This is a genomic window from Sphingobium nicotianae (assembly GCF_018603885.1).
GTDB lineage: Bacteria > Pseudomonadota > Alphaproteobacteria > Sphingomonadales > Sphingomonadaceae > Sphingobium > Sphingobium nicotianae.
The window spans coordinates 245,082-270,221 of sequence record NZ_JAHGAW010000005.1 but is presented as its reverse complement, the minus strand read 5'-3'; the positions used below and the strand labels follow the sequence as shown (position 1 = coordinate 270,221).

Here is a 25,140-nt window from a genome sequence, read left to right as displayed (position 1 = left end):
CTCCCGCCTCCAACGGTCAGGTGCGGCCTCAGGTCGTCGGCAGCGAAGTACAGCTACGGTTCGTGTCGGACGTCGAGTCGAAGGGCGCGTAGGACGTGTTGCAGGTCCAGCCCTTGTACCAGTTGTCGTTCGCGTCCTTGACCGCCCCGACATAGGTCGTGGTGTCGAAGAAGCTGTCGATCGTCTTGGGATCGGTCGCCACGACGGCCGTCTCGGCGGTGCCATTGACGAACAGGCTGGCCAGCGTCGGCGTGAAGCTGTCGCTGTTGTTGTTGGCGCCGGCGCCGAACGCCGTTGCCACCTGCGCCGCCGTGATCGAGCCGGTGCCGAGATATTTCGTGGCATTGCACTGCATCACCACCGACTTGGCCACCAGCGAAGCGACGGCCGATCCGCCCGAGGTCGATCCGTTCATGCGGATACACTCATTGTTCGGCGTCGCGATGATGCCGTTGACCAGCGTCGTGTCCGAGTTGCCGCGGAACAGCGCCGAAGCCTGGTCGCCACCGCTCTCGTTGTTGGAGCTCGTCTGCGGCTGAAGGCCCGTGAAGTTGGCGACATGCAGCGTGGAGCGCGGCGTGTCGGCTTCGTTGCCGTTGCTGTCGATCTCGAACAGCGCATCGCCCTGACCGGGACGCTGGATGAGCAGGACGTACTGGAACGAACCCTGCGCGCCGGTGTCGAAGTCGAGGCTGTCGTCGTCAGCGCCGGTCGCGATATAATGCTTGAAGCGAACCACACCGCCAAAGGACTCGGTGCCGTCGTCCGAGCTGTTATGGCTCTGGATGAAGTCGAGCGTCGTGCCGCTGCCGATGCCCTCGTTGGTCAGTGCCTGCAGCTCGGTATTCGCGCTCAGGATGAAGCCCGAGTAGCGGATCTGCACATATTTCATCGAGCCGGCATTGTAGGCCGAGTCATTGCCGCCGAAACGCGCCGGATCGACCGAGCCCTCGGTGTCGCGCTCGCAATCATTCGTGGCCCGCGAGCCGAAGTTGCAGTCGGTGACCGGGCCGCGGCCCATCAGGACCACGCCGCCCCAGTGGCCGATCGACGTGTCCGTCTCCTGGCCCTGCACATTGTCGCGGCTGGTGAAGATGATCGGCGTCGTCGCGGTGCCGTTGGCGATCAGCTTGTTGCCGCGGTTGACGGCGAGGAAGGCGGCGCCGCGACCCATCAGGATCACGCCCGGTTCGATGGTCAGCGTGACGTTGGTGTCGGCGGTCAGCTGGCCGGAGCCGTTCAGCGTGAAGCCGTTGGCCGTCGTGCAACCCACGGTCGTGCTGGCGCGCGGCGCGCCGCTCGTCGGGGCGCTGTAGCCGCCGTCGCAGCCGACGTCGACGCGGCCGTTATGAATGGCGGGGTCGAGATAATAGAGCAGGCCCGCGACCTTGGGCAGCGTGGTGTTGCGGTTGAAGATCGCCGGCAGCGAGCAGACGCGCCAGGTTCCGGTCGGGCCCGTGATCGTGCCCGAATCGGTCAGCTGGGTCGTGTTGGCGATCGTCGGGCAACCGGCGGCCGCTGACACCGCTGGCGTCGGGGTCGGGGTCGGGGTGGGAGTCGGCGTCGGCGCCGGATTATTGATGGTGATGGAGCCCGCGCCCGGCGATGCAATCTCGTTGGCGCCGCAACCGGCGAGAAGCGGCAGAACGACGCCCGCCAGCAAGATGTTCATGGTCCGAGTAGTGTGTTTCATCGTCGTCTCCGCTGCCGGGTTGGTCCGGATATTCGAGTGCAGGACGGCCAATGGGAGAAGCGACTCTGAAAGTGCCCCCTTGCGCCCTCGACGGGGCAGCTAGGGGATCAGTGTGACAGCGAGATGCTATTTCAATGTCACTACAATGACAGATTGATGTCAGATTTGTTGCAACATCGGAGGAGCAGCGGGAATGCATGCAGCGCGCGCCGTTCGCGGCCGCAATATGATCATCGCCAGCGATCGCCGCAGCGCGAAAATATTACAGCGAGGCAAGGCGATAGCGCCGGAAATACTAAGGGGCGCGAATTACCGCACCCCTCGAAAACAGGCGAGCGCACGACCTCAAGGTCCACCCTCGCCTGCATCAGACTCCGGGGCGCGGCCCGAGTCAGTCATCGCGCCGCCCGCAAACGACGGCCGGCGCGAACCCAGATCAGTTCATTTCGCGCTCGCTTGGGTGCCAGGCATGCGACCCAGCATCGCTTTGGCGATGGCGTGGCTCGAATAGCTCGCGCCTCCCGATAGTTCGAGCTGTTCGGCGGGCAAGGCCTGGACGCGCTGCAGAGCGGCGCGCGCCTCGCTGTAGCGCTGCGTCCGCACATAAACGGTGGCGATGTTGATGAGGCGGGCCGGATCGGCTGCGTCGGCATAGCTTTCCGGTTGCAGGACACGCTCGGCGACCGCGAGATTGCCTGACGTGATCGCGCTGGCCGCATAGACGCCGGGCGCGTCCTTGGTGCCTGCCAGCGCGGCTGTCGAGGCGAGTGCCGCAAACGCGGCGCCTCCGGTAACTATGAATTTGATAATCATTGTGAATCCTCTCAAAATCTCTTTGATTCCGGAGTTGAGTATTTCAGTTTTATGACTCACTGGCAATTATCAGAAAAAAATAATTTTTGAGATATATCTATCTGTTTTTGTGTGGATATTTCTCGTGAAAGGTAAGCATGCATAGCATATGTCACATTGATGTAACATAACTGACTCGCGCCATGAAACGCGCGATTCGCGGTGCGCCCAGCCGGCTCGGAATGATGCGGGCCAGGCGGCTCTATGTGCCGGATTGGGGAAGTGGGGAGCTTCTGTTGCCCGGTGCTCCCCGTACCGCTGGAATCCATTCTGTTGCCCGGCTGGCCCAGCCGCGTTCTGTTAGGGTAATGTCAGGCCGTGAGGCCCTCAATTACGCTGCAAGAGCAAGTGCTTCGTTATCGTTGGCACTTATGGGTTTTGAGCCTTGAACGGGTTACTCAGCCCGGGCAAAAACAGCGCTTTTGAGCACACGTCGATCCTAGTTCGGCCCCGTCAGGAACGGCACGCCATCTTGCGAGAAGCGCCGGTCTTGGTGGAGCCGCCGGGTACCGCCCCCGGGTCCGCTGTGCCTATTGCACGCCGCAGTTTATCACCATAGCCGGTCAAACCGGCCCGGCTGATATAGGGATTATCGCGGCAAAGAAAAGGGTACTCGATGCGCCGTTCCTCCCGGTCGGCCTCCAACGCGAACAAGGGCACCCCTTGCGCAGGGACGCCCTTGTCTCACCGGCTGGGAGCCAGATGATCGTCGAATGACGAGAGGTCGGGAAGATCTAGTGTTTCTTGTCGATCGCGTCGGCCTTGTTCTCGGCGGCGTCACGCACGGCATCGGCCTTGTTGTTCAGGGCATCGACCGTATTCTCGGTATTGGCCTTCATCGCGTCGACCGCGTTGTCGCCCGCGGCTGCGACGTTGTCGGCCTGGTTCTCGATCATGTCCGCCTGGTTATCGGCGGCGTTGACGACATTCTCGGCCGGCTTCGAGTGGCAAGCGGCGAGTGCCAGGGCGGACGCCATGGCGGCGATGATCATTGGTTTCACGCGTTTGTCTCCTGTTTGGTCCCGAACAGCGTCACGAGACTGTCAGAACAAAAGCAGTTCCCGCCCGAAAGTTCCCAGTTCTGGTAAACGGTTCATCCCGGGCGGCGGATCGTTTATTTCTTCAGGGCATCGCGGATTTCGGCGAGCAGCTCGACTTCGGTCGGCCCGGCGGGCGCGTCATGCCGATGCAGGCGGAGCAGCTTGTTGGCCTGGCGCACGATCAGGAAGATGATGAAGGCGAGGATGAGAAAGTTGATCACCGCCGTGATGAAGCTGCCATAGGCGAACACAGGCACGTTCGCGGCCTTCATCGCCGCCAGCGTATGCGGCGTTCCCGCGGGCGCATCGCGCAGCGGAATGAAATAGCCCGAAAAGTCGATCCCGCCCGTGACGGCGCCGATGACCGGCATGATCAGGTCGTCGGTCAGCGACTTGACGATCGCACCGAAAGCAGCACCGATGATCACACCGACCGCCAAATCCAACACGTTGCCCCGCGCGATGAAGGTCTTGAACTCCGAGAACATGAGCATCTCTCCACTGTCGCGAACCGGCCCCGATGGCGCCCGCTGGTGAATCTGGTGCTAATCCCCTTGCGAGGGGTCGATCAACAGCCTATTTAGCGTGTTACTCCGGCGATACACCGCCCTTGAAGAGGATGAACAGGATGGCCCCCCTCCCCGCTCGTTCCACGCTGACACGCACGCTTCTCGCCCTGTTTCTGCCGCTTGCGCTTGCGGCATGCGGCATCAATTCCGTGCCGACCGCCGAGGAAAACGCCAAGGCCAAGTGGGCCGACGTGCAGGCCTCTTATCAGCGCCGCGCCGATCTCATCCCCAGCCTCGTCGCGGTCGCCCAGAACGCCGCCAAGATGGAGCGCGGCACGCTGGAAGCCGTCATCAATGCGCGCGCCTCGGCGACGCAGGTGAAGCTGAGTGCGGATGATCTCAGCGATCCGGCCAAGGTGCAGGCCTATCAGGCGGCGCAGGCGAATGTGTCCGGCTCGCTGTCCCGCCTGCTCGTCACCATGGAACAATATCCCGAATTGAAGAGCCAGGACCGGTTCGCCGATCTGCAGACCCAGCTCGAAGGCACCGAGAACCGGATCAATATTTCGATCCGTGACTATAATGCGGCCGTGCAGGACTATAACACCCGCATCCGGACCTTCCCCGAGATGATCGGCGCGAAGCTGGTCCATGGCTCCAAGCCGCTGACGCCCTTCCAGGCCAAGGCCGGCGCGGACACCGCACCGGACGTCGGCGCGATGTTCAACGGGAGCAAGTGAGCCTCGCGGACCCCAGGGAGGGTCTCATATGACGACGGCTCTACGCCGGACCTGCCTGATCCTGCTGGCGACGCTGCTGCTGGCGCTGCGTCCTGACGCGGCGCTGGCGCAGACCTTCCCTGCTCTCACCGGTCGGGTCGTCGACAACGCGAACCTGCTCGATCCGGCGACGGAACAGGCGATCAGCCAGAAATCCGAGGAACTGGAACGCACGACGGGGCGCCAGCTCGTCGTGGCGACGGTGCCCAGTCTCGATGGCTATGATGTCTCCGATTACGGCTATCGGCTCGGCCGCGCCTGGGGGCTGGGCGAGAAAGACAAGAATAACGGCGTGCTCCTGCTTATCGCGCCCAATGAGCGGCGGCTGACCATCCAGGTCGGCTATGGGTTGGAGCCGGTGTTTACCGACGCCCTCTCCGGCCGGATCATCCGCGACATCATCACGCCCATGTTCAAGGCCGGCGACTTTCCGGGCGGCATCTCCGCCGGCGTCGACGAGATCGTCCGGATCATCCAGCTCCCGCCCGATCAGCAGCGCAAGCTTGCTGCCGATGCCGGCCAGCAGCATCGCACAGGCGGCAATAACGGGTTCGGCGCCATCCTCGTCGTCTTTTTCGTGATGTTCTTCGTCGTCCTGCCGTTGCTCCGGGGCGCGCGCGGCGGTCGGCGCTATCGCGGCGGCATCAGCCCGGTCGTCGTCTGGGGCGCCGGGGAGGTACTGCGTTCCATCTTCGATAATGACGATCGTCACGGCGGCGGCGGCTGGGGTGGCGGTGGCGGCTTTGGAGGAGGCGGCGGAGGCGGCGGTTTCTCCGGCGGCGGTGGCAGCTTCGGTGGCGGCGGCGCGAGCGGGGGCTGGTGATGGCGAGACGTTTTTCCATGACGGATGCAGATCATGACCTGGTCACCGCGGCGGTCGCCCGGGCCGAAGAGAATAGCGACGCCGAGATCGTGACCATCATCGCGCGCCGATCGGATGCCTATCATGACGTCGGGCTGCATTGGGCGTTGCTTTGCGCCTTCCTGGTGCCGGCCTTCGCCGCCGCGTTCCCTGTGCACTATGAGCGCGCGGTGATCTGGCTTCTCGGGGAATGGACGCACGAGTTGCCGCTGCGCCTGCTCCTTCTCGTCCTGCTCGGCCACATGATCCTCAAATTCCTCGCCGTGCGCTATCTCCTCGCCATTCCGGCGCTGCGGATGGCCTTCACGCCGGGCGCCACCAAATCGCGACGGGTGCGGCGGCGCGCGTTGCTGCTCTTCCGCACCGCAGCTGAATCCCGGACCGCACGCCTCACCGGCGTATTGCTGTATCTCTCGCTCGACGAGCATCGCGCAGAGATCGTGGCGGATGAAGCGATCGCCTCGAAGGTCTCCGCCGAGGTCTGGGGCGATGCGATGGCAGCGCTGATCGACGAAGCCCATGCCGGGAGAATCGCGCAGGGCATGGCGCTGGCGATCGAAAAGGCGGGCGTCATCCTCGCTGAGCATTGCCCGCGCAGCTCGACCAACCCCAATGAATTGCCGGACCGGCTGATCGAACTGTGAGCGATACCAGTCCCGAAGATCAGCTACGCTTCCCCGAGGAAGTGATGTGGGAAGGTCGCTTCATCACGGCCAGGCGCCGTGGCCGCTGGGAATATGTAAGCCGCGCCCGGGGCATCGGCGCGGCGGTGATCCTCGCGATCGACGAGGCTGCGGACGGGCGCCACGTCATCCTGGTCGATCAGTATCGCGTGCCGCTGGAGCGCCGTTGCATCGAATTGCCGGCGGGCCTCGTGGGCGACGACGCCGAGGGCGAAGACCCAGTCCTCGCCGCCACGCGCGAGCTGGAGGAGGAAGCCGGCTATCGCGCCGGCCGGATGGTCGATCTCGGCCGCTTCTGGAGTTCGCCCGGAATGGTCTCGGAAAGCTTCACTTTGTTCCGGGCGCTCGATCTCGTGAAGGTGTCGGACGGCGGCGGCGTGCCCGGCGAGGATATTCACGTGCATCGCGTGGCGCTGGCTGGTCTGGAGGACTGGCTCCAGGCTCGACGCGATGAGGGTTATGCGGTTGACGTGAAGCTGCTGACCCTGCTGGGACCGGGACTGATCTAGAACGGATCGCCATTCAACTTCCCTGAAAGCGGCACCTGCTCTCTCTCGGGGGAATGACGTCATCCTGAACTTGTTTCAGGATCCGGCGTGCCAATGGGCCCCCGTCTCGATTGCGAGATGGATCCTGAAACAAGTTCAGCATGACGAAAAAACGGGAGGCCACCCGCTGAATGTTGGGCAGCCCTGAGCCCACTTCCAGCCCCCGGGCCGGCCGAGCCTGTCTCAACGAGCACGGGTGTGAATTCGCCGATATGGCGCTAAAGCCCCCGTCCATGACCCGAGTCGGTATCAAGATTTGCGGCCTCAGCACGATTCCCGCGATCGACGCGGCCGTGAAGGGAGGGGCGAGCCATGTCGGCTTCATGCATTTCCCGAAAAGCCCGCGTCATGTTTCAGCGGGGACGCTCGCGGAGGTCGCGCAGCGCGTGCCAGCCCATGTGAAGCGGGTCGCGGTGCTGGTCGATCCGGACGACCCGCTCGTCGACAGCGTGATTGCGGCGGGCGGCATCCAGGTGTTTCAGCTCCACGGCAAGGAGAGCCCTACCCGCGCCGCGCAGTTGCGCCAGCGCACCGGGCTGGAGGTCTGGAAAGTCATGTCCATCAAGACCGCTGCCGATCTGAATGCCGGCGGCGCCTATGCGGGCGCGGCGGACATGCTCCTCTATGACGCCAAGACGCCCGACGGTGCGGCACTGCCCGGCGGCATGGGCATGCGCTTCGACTGGAGCCTGCTCTCCGGCCATCGCCCTGCCCTTCCCTGGGGTCTGGCAGGCGGTCTCGACGCGGCCAATGTCGCGGAGGCGATCCGTATCACCGGGGCGCCCCTGGTCGATGTGTCGTCGGGAGTGGAGAGCGCGCCGGGCGTCAAGGATGTGGACAAGATCGCCGCCTTCTGCAAAGCGGTTTCGCAATGTTGACGCGGACCCTCTCTGCCCTGCGCATATGGAAACGATGGCGCTGATCGCTTTGCCGACAAGGCTCCAAGCGACCGGACCCACGTATCTGTAGATTGAGACGATCATGACTGCTGCCACGACAATCCCTAACAGCCTGCGCACGCTGCCTGACGAACGCGGCCATTTCGGCCAGTTCGGCGGCCGCTATGTCGCCGAGACGCTGATGCCGCTCATCCTCGACCTGGAGCGCGAATATCGTGCGGCCAAGGAAGATCCCGCCTTCCAGGCCGAGTTCGACGGCCTGATGACCCATTATGTCGGCCGGCCATCCCCGCTCTATTTCGCCGAGCGGCTCACCGGCTATTATCGCAAGCGTGCGAAGCCCGGCCACTGCGCGAAAATCTACTTCAAGCGCGAGGAACTCAACCACACCGGCGCACACAAGATCAACAATTGCATCGGCCAGATCCTGCTCGCCATCCGCATGGGCAAGACGCGGATCATCGCCGAGACCGGCGCGGGCCAGCATGGCGTCGCCACCGCCACGGTCTGCGCGCGCTTCGGCCTGCCCTGCACCATCTTCATGGGCGCCAAGGACATCGAGCGGCAGCAGCCCAACGTGTTCCGCATGAAGCTGCTCGGCGCGGAGGTCCGCCCGGTGACCAGCGGATCGCAATCGCTCAAGGATGCGATGAACGAGGCGCTGCGCGACTGGGTCGCGACGGTCGAGAACACCTTCTACATCATCGGTACGGCCGCCGGGCCGCATCCGTATCCGGAGCTGGTGCGCGATTTCCAGTCGGTCATCGGCAAGGAGGCGCGCGAGCAGATCCTGACGGCCGAGGGCCGGCTACCCGACCTGCTGATCGCGGCGGTCGGCGGCGGCTCCAATGCCATCGGCCTGTTCCATCCGTTCCTCGATGACCCCGATGTTGCCATGCTCGGCATTGAAGCGGCCGGGCACGGCATCGAGAGCGGCGAACATGCCGCCAGCCTCACGGGCGGCAGGCCCGGCATCCTCCACGGCAACAAGACCTATCTGCTCCAGGACGAGGACGGCCAGATCACCGAGGCGCATTCCATCTCGGCGGGCCTCGACTATCCCGGCATCGGCCCGGAGCATAGCTGGCTGCACGAGAGTGGACGGGTGCAATATCTGCCGATCACGGACAGGCAGGCGCTCGACGCCTTCCAGCTCTGCTGCCAGCAGGAGGGCATCATCCCCGCGCTGGAAAGCTCGCACGCGCTCGCAGCTCTGGAAGCCAAGGCACAGGAAATGCGGGATGATCAGATCATCATCGTGAATGTGTCGGGGCGCGGCGACAAGGATATCTACACTGTCGCCGAAGCGCTGGGAGCGCAGATATGATCCGTCCCGTCACCCCCGTCCGTCACCCCAGCGAAAGCTGGGGTCTCGTGCGGCAATGCCCATCGGTTGGGCAGGAGACCCCAGCTTTCGCTGGGGTGACGGCTGTGTGTCGGGAGGCACGCCCATGAAGCGCGGGACTTTGGCCGGCTTCGTGGACGACACGCTCGTCTTCGGCGTCCTCGCATGGCTGCTGAGCGAATTTCACGACCATGGCCTCAATCCCCGCTTCTGGGATTATGCGCCCAGGCTGATGCTCCAGTGGCTGCTTGTCGGCCTCGTCTTTTCCGGCGCGGTCAATCTCTCCGTTCATCTCAGAAAGCCGGCAGCATGAGCCGCCTCTCGTCCGCCTTCGCCCGCGCGGCCGATGAAGGCCGCGCCGCACTCGTCACCTTCGTCACCGGCGGCGATCCGACGCCGGCCGACACGGGCGCCGTGCTCGATGCGCTCGTGGAGGCTGGCGCCGACGTCATCGAGCTTGGCATGCCCTTCACCGATCCCATGGCGGATGGTCCGGCGATCCAGCAGGCGAACCTCCGCGCGTTGGCGGCCGGCATCACCACCGCCGGCATTTTCGCCATCGCCGCCGCTTTCCGCGCGCGGCACCCGGAAACGCCTCTGGTGCTCATGGGCTATGCCAATCCCATGACGATCCGGGGTGCCGACTGGTTCGCCGATGCCTGCGCGAGAGCGGGCGTCGATGGCGTCATCTGCGTCGACATCCCGCCCGAGGAGGATGAGGCGCTCGGCCCGGCCCTGCGCGCGGCCGGCGTCTCGTTGATCCGCCTCGCCACGCCGACCACCGATGCCGCTCGGCTACCGACCGTGCTGGAGGGGGCCTCGGGCTTCCTCTATTATGTCTCGGTCGCCGGCATCACCGGACTTCAACAAGCGGCCCAGGGCAGCATCGAGAGCGCCGTCGCCCGGCTCAAGGCGGCCACCGATCTGCCCATCGCCGTCGGCTTCGGCGTGCGCACCCCGGAACAGGCCGCCGCGATCGGCCGCGTCGCCAATGGCGTCGTCGTCGGCTCGGCCATCGTCGATCTGGTCGGCGAGCACGGCGCCAACGCCGCGGGCCCGGTGCGCGATTATGTCCGTAGCCTGCGCGCCGCCCTCACCTCAAAGGAGCATGCCGCATGAGCTGGCTCACCCGCGTTCGCAACGCCCTCCCCTTCATCGCCAAGAAGGCGGACACGACCACCGACAATCTCTGGCACAAATGCCCGAGCTGCGGACAGATGATCTTCCAGAAGGAATGGGACGAGAATCTCTCGGTCTGCCCGCGCTGTGAGCATCATGGCCGGATCGGCCCGAAGGTTCGCTTCGGCCAGATCTTCGACGAGGGTACGCTCAAGCTGCTCGCCTCGCCGGCGGTCAAGGAAGATCCGCTCAAGTTCCGTGATTCCAAGCGTTACACTGATCGCCTGAAGGCCGCGCGCGCGGCGACCAACGAGCAGGATGCGCTGATCAACGGCTCGGGCAAGATCGATGGCCTGGCCGCGATCGTCGGCGTGCAGGATTTCGCCTTCATGGGCGGATCGATGGGCACGGCGGTCGGCGCGGCCTTCGTCGCCGGCGTCAAGGAAGCGATCAAGCGGCGCTGCCCTTATATCATCTTCACCGCCGCCGGCGGCGCCCGCATGCAGGAGGGCATCCTGTCCCTCATGCAGATGCCGCGCGCGACCGTCGCCATCCAGCAGCTGCGCGCGGCGGGCCAGCCCTACATCGTCGTGCTGACCGATCCGACCACCGGCGGCGTCACCGCGAGCTATGCGATGCTGGGCGACATCCAGATCGCCGAGCCCAACGCGCTGATCGCCTTCGCCGGCGCCCGCGTCATCGAGAACACGATCCGCGAGAAGCTGCCGGAAGGCTTCCAGCGCGCCGAATATCTGCTCGAACATGGCATGCTCGACATGGTGGTGCACCGCAAGGAGCTCAAAGCCATGCTCGCCAAGACGATCGGCTATCTGACGGCGGCGAAGGCGGCGTAAAAATTCGGTTCCAAATCCCCGTTCGCCCTGAGCTTGTCGAAGGGCTGTCCTTTTTGCAGCACGTCGAAAAGAAGTGCAGCCCTTCGACAGGCTCAGGGCGAACGTCTTAATAAGGAGCAAGGGCGCCCCCATGGCCGATCACGCCGTCTCAGACGATCCCGCCGTCCAGAAGCAGCTCGAGCGCCTGGGCACGCTGTCGCCCGGCCGCGACCTGCTCGGGCTCGAGCGGATCAGCGAGCTGATGCGCCGCCTCGGCAATCCCGAGCGTGATCTGCCGCCCGTCTTCCACGTCGCCGGCACCAACGGCAAAGGTTCGACCTGCGCCTATCTGCGTGCCGCGCTGGAGGCGGAGGGTTATGCCGTCCATGTCTTCACCTCGCCGCATCTTGTGCGCTTCAACGAACGCATCCGCCTCGCCGGCACCCTGATCGACGACGCCACGCTGGCCAGGGCGCTGGAGGAGACGCTGGACGTCGGCGGCGATATCGGCGCCAGCTTCTTCGAAGTGACGCAGGCCGCCGCGTTCAAGCTGTTCGCTACCGTCCCCGCCGGTGCCTGCGTCATCGAGGTCGGCGTCGGCGGCCGGCTCGATTCGACCAATATCCTGCCCGGCCCCGCCGCCTGTGGCATCGCCAGCCTGGCGATCGATCACGAGGCGTTCCTGCTGATCCCGGAGGACGGCACGCCGACCGATCCGCTGAGCCGCATCGCCTTCGAGAAGGCCGGCATCGCGAAGCATGGCTCCCCGCTCCTCACCCAGCGCTACAGCACCGCCATGACCGCAACGATCGCGCAGGTCTGCGAGCGTGTCGGCGCGATCCACCTGCCGCGCGGTGAGGCGTGGGATATCGTCGAATATCAGGAGCAGCTCCATTATCGCGACGCGCACGGCCGCATCGACCTGCCTTTGCCCCGTCTCGCCGGCAAGCATCAGGCGGGCAATCTCGGCCTCGCCATCGCCATGCTGCGCCACCAGTCGATCCTGCCGGTGAGCGAAGCCGCGCTGCGCGCCGCGCCGCTCTGGGCGCAATGGCCCGCGCGCATGCAGCGGCTCGATCCCGGCCCGCTGACCGACCTGCTGCCGGGCCGCACGGTCATCCTCGACGGCGGCCATAATCCGGATGCGGGCCAGGCCCTCGCCGCGACGCTGACCGACAGCGATCTCGCCCGCGACGGAATCGACCTCGTCACCGGCATGCTGGCTAACAAGGATATTGCCGGCTTTCTTACCCCCCTACGCCCCCTATTGCGCTCGATCCGCTCGCTGCCGGTGCCCGGGCATGAGCATCATGGCCACGAGGTGTTCGCAGCGCTGGCCGCACAATGGGGCCTGCCGCATTCCGCCTTCGACACCGTCCAGCAAGCCTTCGCCGACATCGCGAAGGACGCGACTTCGGACCGCACCGTCCTGATCGCGGGGACGCTCTATCTGGCCGGGCAGGTGCTCATGGCGAACGGTCAGCCGCCGGTCTGAGTGGACGGTTCCTCGCGGCCCGCGTCGCCGATGCTGGCATCGACCAGACCGGTGCGCATCATCCACCAGAAGATCAGGATGCCGGGCAGCGCCAGCAATGTGGTCAGCAGGTAGAAGTTCACATAGCCCAGCGCCTCGATAAGCGCGCCGGCCGTCGTGCCGGTGATGAAGCGGCCGAGAATGGCGGCGCCAGCCGACAGCAGCGCGAATTGCGTCGCGGTAAAGCGCAGGTCGCACAATGCCGAGAGATAGGCGACCACGGTGACGCCGCCGATGCCGCTCGCGAAATTCTCGAAACCAATGGTGAAGGCCAGCATCGGCATGGAATGGCCGGCGGCGGCGAGGCCCGCGAAGCTGAGGTTCGAGACGCCCATCAGGATGAGGCTGACCAGCACCGAGCGCTTCATGCCCAGCCGCGCATAGAGGATGCCGCCGACGAAGATGCCGGCGAGCAGCGCGAAGAAGCCGACCCAGACGTCGCCGGTCAGGATCTCCGGCTTGGTGAAGCCGAGTGTCACCAGGAGGTCGCGGATCATGAGATTGGCGATCGTGTCGCCGATCTTGTGGACCAGCACGAAGAGCAGAACAATCACCGCGCCCTCGCGCTTGAAGAAATCGACCAGCGGATCGATCACCACCTGGAGTGCCGCGCGGGCACTGCGAACCGGGCGCGGCTCATGATGGCGCATCGGTTCCCCGCCGAACAGGGAGGCGATCGGCCCGGCAAAGGCCAGCGGCGCGCAGGCGATGTAGCCGAGCGTCCAGGTCGAGACGTTCGCCACGGCAAGCGCGATCGAGGCGGCGAAGAAGGAGCCGAGCCGCCAGCCATATTGCGACATGCCCGAGCCGATGCCCAGTTGCTCGGGTTTCAAAAGCTCGATGCGATAGGCGTCGATCACGATGTCGAAGGTCGCACCCGCGAAGCCGAGCAGCAACGCACCGATGACGACGCTGCGAATGTCGTTCACCGGATCGGCCAGGCCCAGCACGATGACCGCGAGCGCGACGGCAACCCCGCACAGCCACAGCCAACTACGCCGCTGCCCGAGCGCGTCGCTCAACAGCGGCAGGCGCGCCCGGTCGATGATCGGCGCCCAGATCCATTTGAAGCTGTAGACGAGCAAGGCGAGCGCGAAGGCGGAGATGGACGATTTGGTGACCCCCGCCTCGGACAGCCGGTTGGTTAGGGTCGCCGCAAGCAAAGCGAAGGGAAATCCGGAGGAAATGCCGAGGAACAGGGCGATGAGCGGCTCCCGCTCCAGATAGGGCTTGATCGCCTCGCCCCAGCCTCGCTTCGTCGTTCCGTCCGCCATCTGCGCCCCCAATCTGTGCTTGCGGATCAGCCTAGCCGCTCTCGCGGCGCTGGAAAGGGCTTTTGTGACAGGACGCGATTTCAGCCCTGCGGAAACACCGTCAGTGGCGCCGGCAGACGTCCCGCGGGCAGGCCGCTCACCAACCGCTCGCAGATGGCGATCGCGCGCACCAGATCGCGGGGCTGGAACGGCTTGGCGATCCAGCCGAGCGCGATGCCCTGATCGCGCGCGTCAGGCGGACAGTTCGCCGTGGCGAACAGCACGGCGATGCCCAGCTCACGCGCATGACGCGCCAATTCGATGCCCGAGCGAACACCCGTCAGGCGAATGTCGGTGATGACGAGATCGACCGCACCCTTGCCCAGGATCACTGCATCGGCATCGCGAAACCGGTCGACAGTCGCAACCACCTCATAGCCGGCTTGCTGGAGGGCATGTTCGGTATCGAACGCGAGCAGCGGCTCATCCTCGACGATGAGAATGCGGCGAATCTGCTGCGTCCTCTTCGAGAAAAACATTGCCGCACCATCCCACTTGCGCCACTACCCGAGCGATCCGGACGGATCGCATGAGACGCTCCGATCCGCTACGTGCCCGCCCGGCGATTCGCCAGTGCATGCACGACACAGCCAGACCAAAAAACGGATTAACCCTTTTTGACCACCGCCAATGGACCCCGAGGCCCCCGCCGGCCGCCACGAACAGGGAGCGCAACCGCGCCCGCACCGGGTGGCCGGCGCAACCGTCAGCGCCGACCGGGACCGGCGCCGCAAGCCCGGCAACCCCGTGAAGACGGCACGCCACGCGAAGGCGACCGCATCGCCAAGCTGCTGGCGCGCGCCGGCATCGCCTCGCGTCGCGACATCGAGCGAATGATCGCGGACGGCCGCATCGCGCTTGATGGCGAGACAGTGACGACGCCCGCCACCCTGCTCGGTTCTCTGCGCGGCGTGACGGTGGATGGCAATCCGGTCAAGGAACCAAGCCAGGCGCGCCTGTTCCTGTTTCACAAACCGGCGGGCTTCCTTACCACCGCCAAGGACCCGGCCGGGCGGCCAACCATTTATGATCGCCTCCCCGGGGATCTGCCGCGCGTCATGCCGGTCGGCCGGCTCGATCTCAACACCGAGGGGCTCCTGCTGCTCACCACCGACGGCGAGTTCAAGCGCCAGCTTGAGTTGCCCGCCACTGGCGTGGAGCGCACCTATCGTGCCCGTGCCTTCGGCGAGGTCAGCCAGGCCCAGCTCGAGGAGCTGATCGACGGCGTCGAGATCGAAGGCATGCGCTACGGCAAGATCGACGCCAATCTTGAGCGCCGCACCGGCGCCAATCAGTGGATCGAAATGACCCTGACCGAAGGCAAGAATCGCGAGGTGCGGCGCGTGCTCGATTATCTCGGCGTCAAGGTGAACCGCCTGATCCGCACCCGTTATGGCCCCTTCGTGCTCGGCGATTCCAAGCCGGGCGATGTGGTGGAGGTGCGTCAGGCCGACCTCAGCAAGTTCCGCAAGGATTTGGAGAAGCGCGGCAAATGAGGATCATTGCCGGGCAATGGCGCGGGCGGCAGTTGGTCGCGCCGGCGGGAGACGCGACACGGCCGACGGCCGACCGCACGCGTGAGACGCTCTTCTCGATGCTGGTGAGCCGGCTGGGCTCGTTCGAGGATCTCAGGGTCGGTGATTTCTTTGCCGGTTCGGGCGCGCTCGGGCTGGAGGCGCTGTCACGCGGCGCCGCATCCTGCCTGTTCGTCGAGCGCGACCGCGCCGCTATCGCCGCGATCCGCGCCAATGCGGAGAAGCTCGGCCTCGCCAAGCCGGATATCCGCCAGACCGACGTACTGGCGCTGGGTGCGGCGCCAGCCCCGCTGGACGTGCTGTTCATGGACCCGCCCTATGACACAGGCGCCGGCGCCGTCGCGCTGGACAAGCTGGCACGTCTCGGCTGGGTCGGCCCGGGAAGCTGGGTCAGCATCGAGACCAAGCGGGACGAGGCGGTCGAGGTCAAAGGCTTCGAGATCGACGCCGAACGGATCGTCGGCAAGGCGAAGCTGCATCTGCTACGGATGCTCGACCGGGCCTCGTAACATCATCATTTCCCGCCTTCGCGGAATCACCAAAATCCACGGACAACAGGCAATATGAAAGGGCGAGCGTCCTAAGCCGCCCGCCCTCAGTCGCTCTGTCCCCTCCGAAAGGGGAAATACTCCCTTACCTTCCGCCAGGGTTGCGGCAGGCATCCCTCACCGTCTTCGAGCAGAGGGGATAGTCCGCAGGCGGCGCCGGCGTATTTTGCACGACTGGCGCGCTGGGAGCCATCTGGGGCGGTCCCGCGGCCGGCGGTGCGGCATCAGGCGCCGCATTGAAGGCGGATGGCGGCGGTGCGGCCGGTGGCGGTGCAGCGCTGTCGGTCGCGGGCGCGGTCGGTGCGGTGGTCGTGCCACTATCGACGGGCGCGGGGTTGCCCGGAGCCGGCTGCGAGGTCACCGGTTGGTCGGCCGGCGGCGCGGGCTGCGTCTCCTGCGCGTGGGCAGCGAGCGCAAGCGTCGATGCGCCAAGGACGGTCAGGAAAATCGGGATACGCATGAGGTCATCCTTCCAGACAGGCAGTGATTGCTGGCGAATGAAACGATCGGTCCCGTGCCTCGGTTCCACCGCCTACCTCGCCAGCATAGCGTCGTGGCGCGGGCGAGAGGCCCCGGCCAGCCGCGAAACCCTTGCGCCGCGGCGTTCTGTTCCCTAGCTGTTCACGTGTGACTGTGCCCGCTCCCTCGCCCGATGACCCGCCCTATCTGAAGGGCCTGAACGCGCCGCAACGTGAAGCCGTGTTGACGACGGAAGGGCCGGTCCTTGTGCTGGCTGGCGCCGGCACGGGCAAGACGGCGGCGCTGACCGCCCGCCTCGCCCATCTGGTGGCGACGCGCCGCGCTTATCCGTCCGAAATCCTCTCGGTGACTTTCACCAACAAGGCGGCCCGTGAGATGCGCGAGCGCGTCGGTCGGATGATCGGCCCGGCGGTGGAGGGCATGCCCTGGCTCGGCACTTTCCATTCGATCGGCGCGCGCATGCTGCGCCGCCATGCCGAGCTGGTCGGCCTCCAGAGCAATTTCACCATTCTCGACACGGACGACCAGCTCCGCCTCATGAAGCAGGTCATCCAGGCCGCGAGCATCGACGAGAAGCGCTGGACGGCCAAGCAACTCGCCGGTCTCATCGACAAATGGAAGAACAAGGGCCTGACCCCTGCCGAGATCGACGCGGGCGAGAGCGAGGCCTTTGCCCATGGCAAGGGCGCGGAGATCTATGCCGCCTATCAGGACCGGCTGCGCGCGCTCAATGCCTGCGACTTCGGCGACCTGCTGCTCCACATGCTGACCCTGTTCAGGAGCGACCGCGAAGTGCTGGAGCAATATCAGGAGCGCTTCCGCTACATCATGGTCGACGAGTATCAGGACACCAACACCAGCCAGTATCTGTGGCTGCGCCTGCTTGCCCAAAAGCGCAAGAATATCTGCTGCGTGGGCGACGACGATCAGAGCATCTATAGCTGGCGCGGGGCCGAGGTGGCCAACATCCTGCGCTTCGAGCGGGATTTCCCCGGGGCGGCGATCATCCGGCTGGAGCAGAATTATCGCTCGACGCCGCATATCCTCGCGGCTGCATCAGGGGTCATCGCCCAGAATGGCGGGCGGCTCGGCAAGACCTTGTGGACACTGGAGGCCGAAGGCGAGAAAATCCGCGTCATCGGCGTGTGGGATGGGCCGGAGGAGGCGCGGCGCGTCGGCGAGGAGATCGAGAGCCTGGAGCGGCAGGGCGTCCGCGCCGATCAGGTCGCGATCCTCGTGCGCGCGTCCTTCCAGACCCGCGAGTTCGAGGACCGCTTCATCCAGATCGGCATGCCTTATCGCATCGTCGGCGGTTTCCGCTTCTACGAGCGCGCCGAGATCCGCGATGCACTCGCTTATCTGCGCCTCGTCAACCAGCCGTCCGACGATCTTGCCTTCGAGCGCATCATCAACGTGCCCAAGCGCGGGCTGGGTGACAAGGCGGTTGAGAAGGTCCATCGCGTCGCGCGCGCCGAGGGCGTGCCGCTGATGCTGGCCGCGGCGGGCATCAGCGAGACCGACGAGCTGACCGGCCAGGCGCGCAAGTCTCTCGCCCGCTTCGTGGGCGACATTCATCGCTGGCGCGATCTCGCAACCAGCATGAGTCATGCCGAGCTGGCTCGCCAGATCCTCGACGAGAGCGGCTATACCACCGTGTTGCAGGCCGAGCGCTCGGCCGAGGCCAGCGGGCGTCTGGAGAACCTCCAGGAGCTGACCCGCGCCATGGAGGAGTATGAGACGCTCGGCGCCTTCCTGGAGCATGTCAGCCTGGTCATGGACAATGACGCGCAGGCTGACGAGGCCAAGGTCACGATCATGACCATCCACGCCGCCAAGGGCCTCGAATATGACAGCGTGTTCCTCGCCGGCTGGGAGGATGGCCTGTTCCCCTCGCAGCGCGCGCTGGACGAAGGTGGCCTTGCCTCCCTGGAGGAGGAGCGTCGCCTCGCTTATGTCGCGATCACGCGCGCGCGGCGGCGCTGCTATATTCTCCATGCCGCCAATCGCCGCGTCTATGGCCAGTGGACCAGCTCCATCCCGTCCCGTTTCGTGGGCGAGCTGCCGAAGGAGACAGTCGAGGAGGAGACGACCCTGTCCGGCGGCGCCAGCCTCTGGCGGGCCAACTGGTCTGAGCGGGACGATCCTTTCGCGAATATCGCGCGGGGAAGCGGCCGTGGTCCCGGCTGGCAAAGAGCCGCGAGCCAGGGCAATTTCCTGCGCGAGCCGACCCGCATCGTCGAAGCGCGGCAAAGCGCCGTCAGCCTCGGCAACAAGGGGCGCGACGATATCAGCCTCGGCATGCGCGTCTTCCATCAGAAGTTCGGCTATGGTCAGGTGACGGCAATCGAGGGCAACAAGCTGGAGATCGATTTCGAGCAGGCGGGCGCCAAGCGCGTGCTGGATAGCTTCGTCAATCCGGCCTGAAGCCATCGCGAGATTTGCCGCCCTTCTCCCGACCTGGCACTTTATTGCGCGCGAGCCTGATCCTGCGACGCAAAAAGAGCATTTGGTCTGGTAAAGGCTTCTTAACCTTCCCGTTCTAGGCACGTCGTGCGACCCGAAGGGCGCTGGCTATGCTGGTGCTCCTTTCCTCGGCCCGGCGGAGCGTGGGTTCCTGCCGGGCCGTTTTTTTGTCGGCCGCGCCTCGCCCGCCTGCCTCATATTGATCTTGCCTCTCTCGGCCGCGACGTGTCTGCTGACATGATCGCGAGGCGGACTTGGGGACGGTCATGGCATCAGGGACGGGTCGGGCATCCACCGGCCGCAGCATCGTGCCCGGGCTCGGCCCCGGCTGGCTCGCCGCCTTGCTCCTCGCCCTGTCGCTGCTCTGCTTCTGGCCCGGTGCCGTGACCTACGACGGGGTCGAGCAATATCGACAAGCCCTGACCGGTCGCTACGATGACTGGCACCCGCCCATCATGGCGCGCCTGTGGGCGATCCTGTCGTTGCTCGGTCCGGGTGCGGGGCCGATGCTCTGCCTACAGATGATCGCCTACTGGCTGGGCCTTGGCGCGCTCGCGAGAGCGCTGGGAGGTCGCAGGGCATTCTCCGTCCTCGCCGTCGGCGCCTTTCCACCCTTTCTGGGGTGGGAAGCCGTCGTGATCAAAGACGCGCAAATGGCCGGGGCGCTCATGCTCGCGGTCGGGTTGATCGGCCATTATCGCCTGCGCGAGAAGCCTGTCTCCCGCTGGGCGCTGATCATCGCCTCCCTGTGCATCGCCTACGCGACTCTCGTCCGGGCCAACGCGGCCTTTTCGACGATCCCGCTTGCGGTGATCCTGTTCGCGCCACCCACACTGTCCAAAACGCTGCGGACGATGCTGATCCCCCTGGGCATAGCGACCGCGCTCCTTGCTTCGCAAGTCGCCAGTCACGCCCTGTTCGGCGCCCGAGACAGCGGCGTTCAGCGCAGCGAAGCGATTTACGACCTTGCCGCGATCGCCGTCCGGTCAGGCGACCCGGATATTGTCGGCCTGCTCCCGCAAGACCTCGCGACGCTGGTCAGGGTGCAGTGCGTCAAGCCGCTCTTTTGGGATCGCCTCTTCGGACGCCCCGACTGCGCTCGGGCCGTCGCGGCCTTCAGGCGAGAAAGCCCCCACAGCCTCTATCTCACCCTGGCCGGCGCCGCGCTGACCCATCCCGGCGCCTATCTCGCCCATCGACTGGCCCATCTGAACGCGACGGAACGCTGGTTAGTCGGCCGCGACTGGCCGCTTGCCGCTCCACCCGCCCATTCCGAGCCCAATGAGCTTGGCCTGGCCGACCCGGTCTCGCCCATCGCTCGATGGTGTCAGGGTTTCGCGGCGTGGCTGGTCGAGACGCCCCTGACATGGCCCGTCATCTGGTGTCTCGTCGGGCTGCGCGGACTCTTTCTAACCTCTTCCCGTGCAGCCAGCCCGCGCCGGAGCCTCGCCACGGCCCTGCTCGTTTCCGCGCTGGTTCAGGAAGCCAGCTTCGCGGTCCTCAGCATCTCGTCCGATCTGCGCTATCATTTGTGGCCGATGCTCGCGATCGCGCTTGCGGGCCTAATCCTGTGGAAAGGGCAAAAGCCCAATCGGCGCGAGTGGTTCTTTCTGGTCGCCCTTGGCCTCGTCATTGCCGCCGGGCTCGTGGCGCGCACGATCCTCCCGCCGTCGCCCGAGGACTATGGCGCACTCATCGCCTAGCGAGCGCTTCCTCCGCGAGCGGAAGAGGCTCTCGGCTCAGAATGCCGCTTTCGCCGCGCCGCCCATCATCTGCTGACGCACGAGTGGAATCGGCGGCCCGCCATAGCTCAGGAACTGGTCGTGGAACGCCTTCCACCCAGCCCGGCCGCCATGCGTCGCGGTCCAGTCGGCGCGCAGCTTGCGGATCATCAGCTTGCCGAGCGTGTAATTGAGATAGGCCGGGTCATAGGTGCCGCGCGCCGCCTGCTGCCTGGCATTGCCTTCGTCCTGATAGCATTCATTCTTGAACATCGCCTCGGACTCCGCCTGCGTCATCCGGCCCGAATGCAGTCGGATCGCCGAGAGATAGCGGCAATTGCGCAGCAATGCGTTGGAGAGCTGGCCGATATGGGTCTCCAGATCGCCGTCGTTGAGGCCGGCTTCCCACATCATCTCCTCGGCGTAATGCGCCCAGCCCTCCGCAAAGGCATAGCCCACATAGACGCGCCCGAAGATGGACGGCGAGCGGTTGGCATGCAGGAACTGGAGGAAGTGCCCCGGCATGACCTCATGCACCGAGGTGAAGAGCAGATCCTTCTTCCCCGGAATGAATGCCTCCTGCACTTCTTTGCTCCAGGCGGGATCCGGCGGCGAGATGTAATAGACGGAGGGAATGCCCTTCTCATACGGCCCGGGCGGATCGATATAGGCGCTGTTCTGCCGGTTGTAGGGCGGGCTTTCCTCGACCAGCGCCTCCTCGGTGCCGGGGATGCTGGCGAGATCCTTGGCGACCACGAAGGCGCGCAGCACCGGGATCTGCCGCCGCGCCTCGGCGACCGGGCCATCGACCGGTTTGTCCTCATTCATCTTGAGCATGCAGTCGGGGATCGACTTGCCCGGCGCATAGCTGGCACAGGCCGTGTTGAGTGCCGCCTGGTTGCGCTTGAGGTCGGCGACGCCGATCGCCTCCAGCTGCGCCAACGGCGTGTCGACCATCTCGGTCGCCGAGACCATCCGCGAGAAGCGCTCGGCACCGAGCGCGAAATTCTGCGTCGCCGTGCCGCGATTGCTCTCCAGCCAGTCGGCCAGATCCTTCATCGCCTTGGACGCCGCGCCGGCCGAGGCGTCGAACTCGGCCTGCAGCGCGGGGTCCTTGACCGAGGCGAACGCCGCCTTGGCATCGCCGACATAATAGTCCGCCAGCCCCTGGAAGCCGGACTTGCCATAGTCGATGAAGCTGAGCGGCATCGGCATCCTGAGATTGGCGCGGATCTGCGCCGCGGCCGTCGGCACGCGCTTGTAGAAAGCGATCAGCGCCTTCATCCGGGTCGGCGCGTCGGCATAGTTGCGCGCGATGAACACGTTGGGATCGAGGCCGCCGCCGACATAATAGGCCGGATTGTTGTGCGGCTGGTCGGCATCGGTCAGCCAGAACAGCTTGCCGCGCGCCACTGCGACCAGATAATCGCGTTCGAAGGCCTCGTCCTTGCTGAGGCTCCCGGCACGGAAGGCTTGCGCCTTGCCAATGGACTCGTTCAGGAAATCGGCAAAGCCCTTCAGCCCCGCCTCGCTCCAGTCCGGCATCTGGCCGTCGAAATCATGCCGTCCCTGATAGACGGCGAAGGCTGGGTCATGCTGGAAATAGGCTTCCAGGAAGCTGTCGCGGAACGCCTCCCAATTGTCGCGCTTGGGCTCTGCTTTCTCGGCTGCGGCCGCCTCGCGCTCGATCGCGCTCTGGGCACAGCCGGCCAGCAGGGCGGCCGCCGCGATCGGCGCCAGAAGATAGGTCAATGTGCGGGAGCGGGTCATATAAAAGACTCCAGAGAGCTTTGAATTGCCCGCAAACTGGCTCGACGGACGAGGCTTGTCCAGCGTCGCGATAGAATCTTTCAAGGCCGGCAACATGATGCGGAACCGGAAAAACTTTAGCCCACCAAGCTTTGGGTCGTTGCGCAAGTCCAGGGCTTGCGCCTAGGAGCAGGACATGGCCACTTCCAGCGAGTCCGACAGTCGCGACGCATCGGCTCTGACTCACCCCTTCCAGATCGGCGCATTCCGGGCCTTCCTCATGGTCCGCCTGTGCACGATCCTCGGCAGCACCGGCATGTCGCTGATCATCGCCTGGCAGGCCTACAACATCGCTCGCCTCACCATGGCGCCCGCGCAGGCGGCCGCCCAGCTCGGCATCATCGGCCTCATCCAGTTCGCCGTGCTGTTCGTGCTGACGCCTTTCGCGGGTCTCGCCGCGGACAATTTCAAGCGAACCCGCGTCGCCCAGATGACGCTGACCGTGCTGCTCGCCTGCGCCGCCGTGCTGGCGCTGGCCAGCTATGAGGGCTGGATCAGCCTGTCGCTAATCTTCTCGATCGCCGCCGTGCTCGGCCTGGTGCGCGCCTTCCAGGGGCCGGCGCTCGGCTCGCTCGCGCCCAATATCGTGCCCAAGAATTTGCTGCCCCGCGCCATCGCCTTTTCCAGCATGTTCTGGCAGGCGGGCGGCATCGTCGGGCCGGCGCTGGCCGGCTATGCCTATGCGATGGAGCCCTATTACGCCTATCTGATCAGCGGGGCGCTGTTCCTGGTCTCGGTCGTCGGCATGATCTTCGTGGGCGATGTGCCGCAGGCTCCGCCGCAGAAGGACCGTCATCCCATCCGTCAGGTGATCGACGGATTCAGCTATGTCCGCACCAACAAGCTGGTGTTGGGCGCGATCACGCTCGATCTCTTCGCCGTGTTGCTCGCCGGGACGACCGCGCTGCTTCCCGTTTATGCGCGCGACATATTGCATGTCGGCTCGGCTGGTCTCGGCCATCTCGCGGCAGCACCCGGCGTCGGCGCGGCGATCACGGCGCTCTGGTTTTCGTTCCGGCCGATCAAATATAATGTCGGCCTCAAGATGTTCCTGTCGGTCAGCATCTTCGGCCTCGCCACCGTCTTCTTCGGCCTTACCGCCTTCATGCCGCAACAGGTCGGCATCCTCGTCGCCCTTGCCGCCATGGCCGTGTGGGGCAGCGCCGACATGTTCTCGGTGTTCGTTCGCCAGTCGCTCATCCAGCTGCACACGCCCGACGATATGCGCGGCCGGGTCTCCAGCGTCGCGATGATGACGGTCTCGGCGTCCAATGAACTCGGCGAAGCGGAGTCCGGCTTCCTCGCCGCCCTGATCGGGCCGGTGGCGGCGGTGGTCGTCGGCGGCCTGGGCGCGATCGGCATCACCCTGCTCTGGGCGCGGCTCTTCCCGCAGCTTCGCAACGCCCGTACCTTCGATCCGCCGGAGCTCTACCCGGAGGCTTCCCTTCAGGCTGCGGAACGGCCACAAGCAACCACGTCCTGACGCGGTCGGGCTTGCAATCTCTACTGATTCAATTTTAATTGAACACAGACCGAGACCCAATTCAAGAACGGAGGCATGCCATGAAAGTCTCTTCCATCCTCGACACGATCGGCGGCACGCCGCACATCAAGATCAACCGGCTGTTCGGCCCGGACGCCAATGTCTGGATCAAGTCCGAACGCGCCAATCCCGGCGGCTCCATCAAGGACCGCATCGCCCTCTCCATGATCGAGGCGGCGGAGAAGGACGGCAGCCTCAAGCCAGGCGGCACCATCGTCGAACCGACCTCCGGCAATACCGGCATCGGCCTTGCCATGGTCGCGGCGGTCAAGGGCTACAAGATCATCCTGGTCATGCCCGAGAGCATGAGCCTGGAGCGCCGCCGCCTGATGCTGGCCTATGGCGCCACCTTCGACCTCACCCCGCGCGAGAAGGGCATGAAGGGCGCGATCGAGCGCGGCCTGGAGATCGTCGCCTCAACGCCGGGCGCGTGGATGCCCCAGCAGTTCGAGAATCCGGCCAATATCGAGGTTCATGTGCGCACCACGGCGCAGGAGATCCTCGCCGATTTCGGCGATGCTCCGCTCGATGCGATCATCACCGGCGTCGGCACCGGCGGCCATATCACGGGCGTCGCACAGGTGCTCAAGGCGCAGTGGCCCGGTCTCAAGGTGTTCGCGGTCGAGCCCACCCTCTCGCCGGTGATCAGCGGCGGCGCCCCTGGCCCGCACCCGATCCAGGGCATCGGCGCCGGCTTCATCCCGACCAATCTGCACACCGCCCTGCTCGACGGCGCTATCCAGGTCGATCCCAACGACGCCAAGGAGTTCGCCCGCCGCTCCGCCCGCGAGGAAGGCATTCTCGTCGGCATCTCGTCCGGCGCGACGCTCGCCGCCATCGCCCAGAAGCTGCCCGAGTTGCGCGCCGGCGCCAAGGTGCTGGGCTTCAACTACGACACGGGCGAGCGCTATCTCTCGGTACCGGACTTCCTGCCGGAATCCTGATCACAGGCCAGATAAGAAGCGAGCGGAGCGCGATGCGTCCCGCTCGCTGATTACCGTTCCGTAGACCGGAGCGGCCGAGCTGGATCAG

At 65.4% G+C, this 25,140-nt stretch carries 24 protein-coding genes and 1 other RNA gene; 16 read left to right on the top strand and 9 right to left on the bottom strand.

Going from position 1 to position 25,140, the window contains the following annotated elements; translation table 11 throughout:
* Positions 1-28: 28 nt before the first annotated feature.
* The 5 genes from KK488_RS09365 to mscL all read right to left on the bottom strand — a co-directional run bounded on the left by KK488_RS09365 (position 29) and on the right by mscL (position 4,073).
* The gene (locus KK488_RS09365) at positions 29-1,693 is read right to left on the bottom strand and encodes a hypothetical protein (protein WP_214622889.1); all 1,665 of its coding nucleotides are present in this window, start codon (positions 1,691-1,693) and stop codon (positions 29-31) included.
* A 441-nt stretch (positions 1,694-2,134) separates the two neighbouring features.
* A complete protein-coding gene (locus KK488_RS09360) occupies positions 2,135-2,506 on the bottom strand; it encodes a tetratricopeptide repeat protein (RefSeq protein ID WP_214622888.1) in 372 nt (123 codons plus the stop codon).
* A gap of 298 nt (positions 2,507-2,804) precedes the next feature.
* Positions 2,805-3,156: a transfer-messenger RNA gene (gene ssrA, locus KK488_RS09355) on the bottom strand.
* Between the two features lie 123 nt (positions 3,157-3,279).
* A complete protein-coding gene (locus tag KK488_RS09350) occupies positions 3,280-3,537 on the bottom strand; it encodes a hypothetical protein (protein ID WP_214622887.1) in 258 nt (85 codons plus the stop codon).
* A 122-nt stretch (positions 3,538-3,659) separates the two neighbouring features.
* Positions 3,660-4,073, bottom strand: a complete 414-nt coding sequence (mscL, locus tag KK488_RS09345; protein WP_214622886.1) for a large conductance mechanosensitive channel protein MscL — start codon at positions 4,071-4,073, stop codon at positions 3,660-3,662.
* Between the two features lie 140 nt (positions 4,074-4,213).
* On the opposite strand from mscL, the gene KK488_RS09340 reads away from it, so the two are divergent.
* The 10 genes from KK488_RS09340 to KK488_RS09295 all read left to right on the top strand — a co-directional run bounded on the left by KK488_RS09340 (position 4,214) and on the right by KK488_RS09295 (position 12,657).
* Positions 4,214-4,834, top strand: coding sequence for a LemA family protein (locus KK488_RS09340; protein WP_214622885.1), 621 nt, complete (start codon positions 4,214-4,216; stop codon positions 4,832-4,834).
* A 28-nt stretch (positions 4,835-4,862) separates the two neighbouring features.
* Positions 4,863-5,696, top strand: a complete 834-nt coding sequence (locus KK488_RS09335; RefSeq protein ID WP_214622884.1) for a TPM domain-containing protein — start codon at positions 4,863-4,865, stop codon at positions 5,694-5,696.
* Positions 5,697-5,713: 17 nt separating this feature from the next.
* On the top strand, positions 5,714-6,379 hold the full coding sequence (locus tag KK488_RS09330) for a TPM domain-containing protein (RefSeq protein WP_250890214.1): 666 nt from the start codon (positions 5,714-5,716) through the stop codon (positions 6,377-6,379).
* 44 nt (positions 6,380-6,423) lie between these two features.
* Positions 6,424-6,927 carry an NUDIX hydrolase gene (locus tag KK488_RS09325; protein ID WP_214622974.1) on the top strand — a complete coding sequence of 168 codons (504 nt, stop codon included), beginning with the start codon at positions 6,424-6,426 and terminating at the stop codon, positions 6,925-6,927.
* A 272-nt stretch (positions 6,928-7,199) separates the two neighbouring features.
* Complete coding sequence (locus KK488_RS09320; protein ID WP_214622882.1) at positions 7,200-7,844, top strand: phosphoribosylanthranilate isomerase; 645 nt, start codon at positions 7,200-7,202, stop codon at positions 7,842-7,844.
* Between the two features lie 103 nt (positions 7,845-7,947).
* Positions 7,948-9,192 carry a tryptophan synthase subunit beta gene (gene trpB, locus KK488_RS09315; protein WP_214622881.1) on the top strand — a complete coding sequence of 415 codons (1,245 nt, stop codon included), beginning with the start codon at positions 7,948-7,950 and terminating at the stop codon, positions 9,190-9,192.
* Between the two features lie 124 nt (positions 9,193-9,316).
* The gene (locus KK488_RS09310) at positions 9,317-9,523 is read left to right on the top strand and encodes a hypothetical protein (protein WP_214622880.1); all 207 of its coding nucleotides are present in this window, start codon (positions 9,317-9,319) and stop codon (positions 9,521-9,523) included.
* Positions 9,520-10,329, top strand: coding sequence for a tryptophan synthase subunit alpha (trpA, locus tag KK488_RS09305; RefSeq protein ID WP_214622879.1), 810 nt, complete (start codon positions 9,520-9,522; stop codon positions 10,327-10,329). Before KK488_RS09310 ends, trpA begins: the two co-directional genes overlap by 4 nt.
* Entirely contained in the window at positions 10,326-11,183 is an 858-nt protein-coding gene (gene accD / locus KK488_RS09300) for an acetyl-CoA carboxylase, carboxyltransferase subunit beta (RefSeq protein WP_214622878.1), read from the top strand. The genes trpA and accD overlap by 4 nt, the downstream gene beginning before the upstream one ends.
* A gap of 130 nt (positions 11,184-11,313) precedes the next feature.
* Positions 11,314-12,657, top strand: a complete 1,344-nt coding sequence (locus tag KK488_RS09295) for a bifunctional folylpolyglutamate synthase/dihydrofolate synthase (RefSeq protein WP_214622877.1) — start codon at positions 11,314-11,316, stop codon at positions 12,655-12,657.
* Here KK488_RS09295 and KK488_RS09290 read toward each other — a convergent pair.
* Positions 12,642-13,970: an AmpG family muropeptide MFS transporter gene (locus KK488_RS09290; RefSeq protein WP_214622876.1), complete on the bottom strand. Its 1,329-nt coding sequence runs from the start codon at positions 13,968-13,970 to the stop codon at positions 12,642-12,644. The two genes, KK488_RS09295 and KK488_RS09290, sit on opposite strands and share 16 nt — an antisense overlap.
* An 80-nt stretch (positions 13,971-14,050) precedes the next feature.
* Positions 14,051-14,488, bottom strand: coding sequence for a response regulator (locus tag KK488_RS09285; protein WP_214622875.1), 438 nt, complete (start codon positions 14,486-14,488; stop codon positions 14,051-14,053).
* 138 nt (positions 14,489-14,626) lie between these two features.
* Between KK488_RS09285 and KK488_RS09280 the strand changes: the two genes are divergently transcribed.
* Together KK488_RS09280 and rsmD are read left to right on the top strand one after the other, a co-directional pair.
* A complete protein-coding gene (locus KK488_RS09280; protein WP_214622874.1) occupies positions 14,627-15,505 on the top strand; it encodes a pseudouridine synthase in 879 nt (292 codons plus the stop codon).
* Positions 15,502-16,053 (top strand): 16S rRNA (guanine(966)-N(2))-methyltransferase RsmD, encoded by a 552-nt coding sequence (gene rsmD / locus KK488_RS09275; RefSeq protein WP_214622873.1) that lies wholly within the window; start codon positions 15,502-15,504, stop codon positions 16,051-16,053. Before KK488_RS09280 ends, rsmD begins: the two co-directional genes overlap by 4 nt.
* A gap of 124 nt (positions 16,054-16,177) precedes the next feature.
* Here rsmD and KK488_RS09270 read toward each other — a convergent pair whose 3' ends face one another.
* On the bottom strand, positions 16,178-16,552 hold the full coding sequence (locus KK488_RS09270) for a Fe-S oxidoreductase (RefSeq protein WP_214622872.1): 375 nt from the start codon (positions 16,550-16,552) through the stop codon (positions 16,178-16,180).
* A 167-nt stretch (positions 16,553-16,719) separates the two neighbouring features.
* On the opposite strand from KK488_RS09270, the gene KK488_RS09265 reads away from it, so the two are divergent.
* A complete protein-coding gene (locus KK488_RS09265; RefSeq protein ID WP_214622871.1) occupies positions 16,720-18,996 on the top strand; it encodes a UvrD-helicase domain-containing protein in 2,277 nt (758 codons plus the stop codon).
* Between the two features lie 305 nt (positions 18,997-19,301).
* Positions 19,302-20,738 carry a hypothetical protein gene (locus KK488_RS09260; protein WP_250890213.1) on the top strand — a complete coding sequence of 479 codons (1,437 nt, stop codon included), beginning with the start codon at positions 19,302-19,304 and terminating at the stop codon, positions 20,736-20,738.
* A gap of 36 nt (positions 20,739-20,774) precedes the next feature.
* On the opposite strand, the gene KK488_RS09255 is transcribed toward KK488_RS09260, so the two are convergent.
* Entirely contained in the window at positions 20,775-22,526 is a 1,752-nt protein-coding gene (locus tag KK488_RS09255; protein WP_214622870.1) for a DUF885 domain-containing protein, read from the bottom strand.
* Between the two features lie 175 nt (positions 22,527-22,701).
* On the opposite strand from KK488_RS09255, the gene KK488_RS09250 reads away from it, so the two are divergent.
* Both KK488_RS09250 and cysK read left to right on the top strand, forming a co-directional pair.
* Positions 22,702-24,048 carry an MFS transporter gene (locus tag KK488_RS09250; RefSeq protein ID WP_214622869.1) on the top strand — a complete coding sequence of 449 codons (1,347 nt, stop codon included), beginning with the start codon at positions 22,702-22,704 and terminating at the stop codon, positions 24,046-24,048.
* Between the two features lie 80 nt (positions 24,049-24,128).
* Positions 24,129-25,052, top strand: a complete 924-nt coding sequence (gene cysK / locus KK488_RS09245) for a cysteine synthase A (RefSeq protein ID WP_214622868.1) — start codon at positions 24,129-24,131, stop codon at positions 25,050-25,052.
* Positions 25,053-25,140 lie beyond the last annotated feature (88 nt).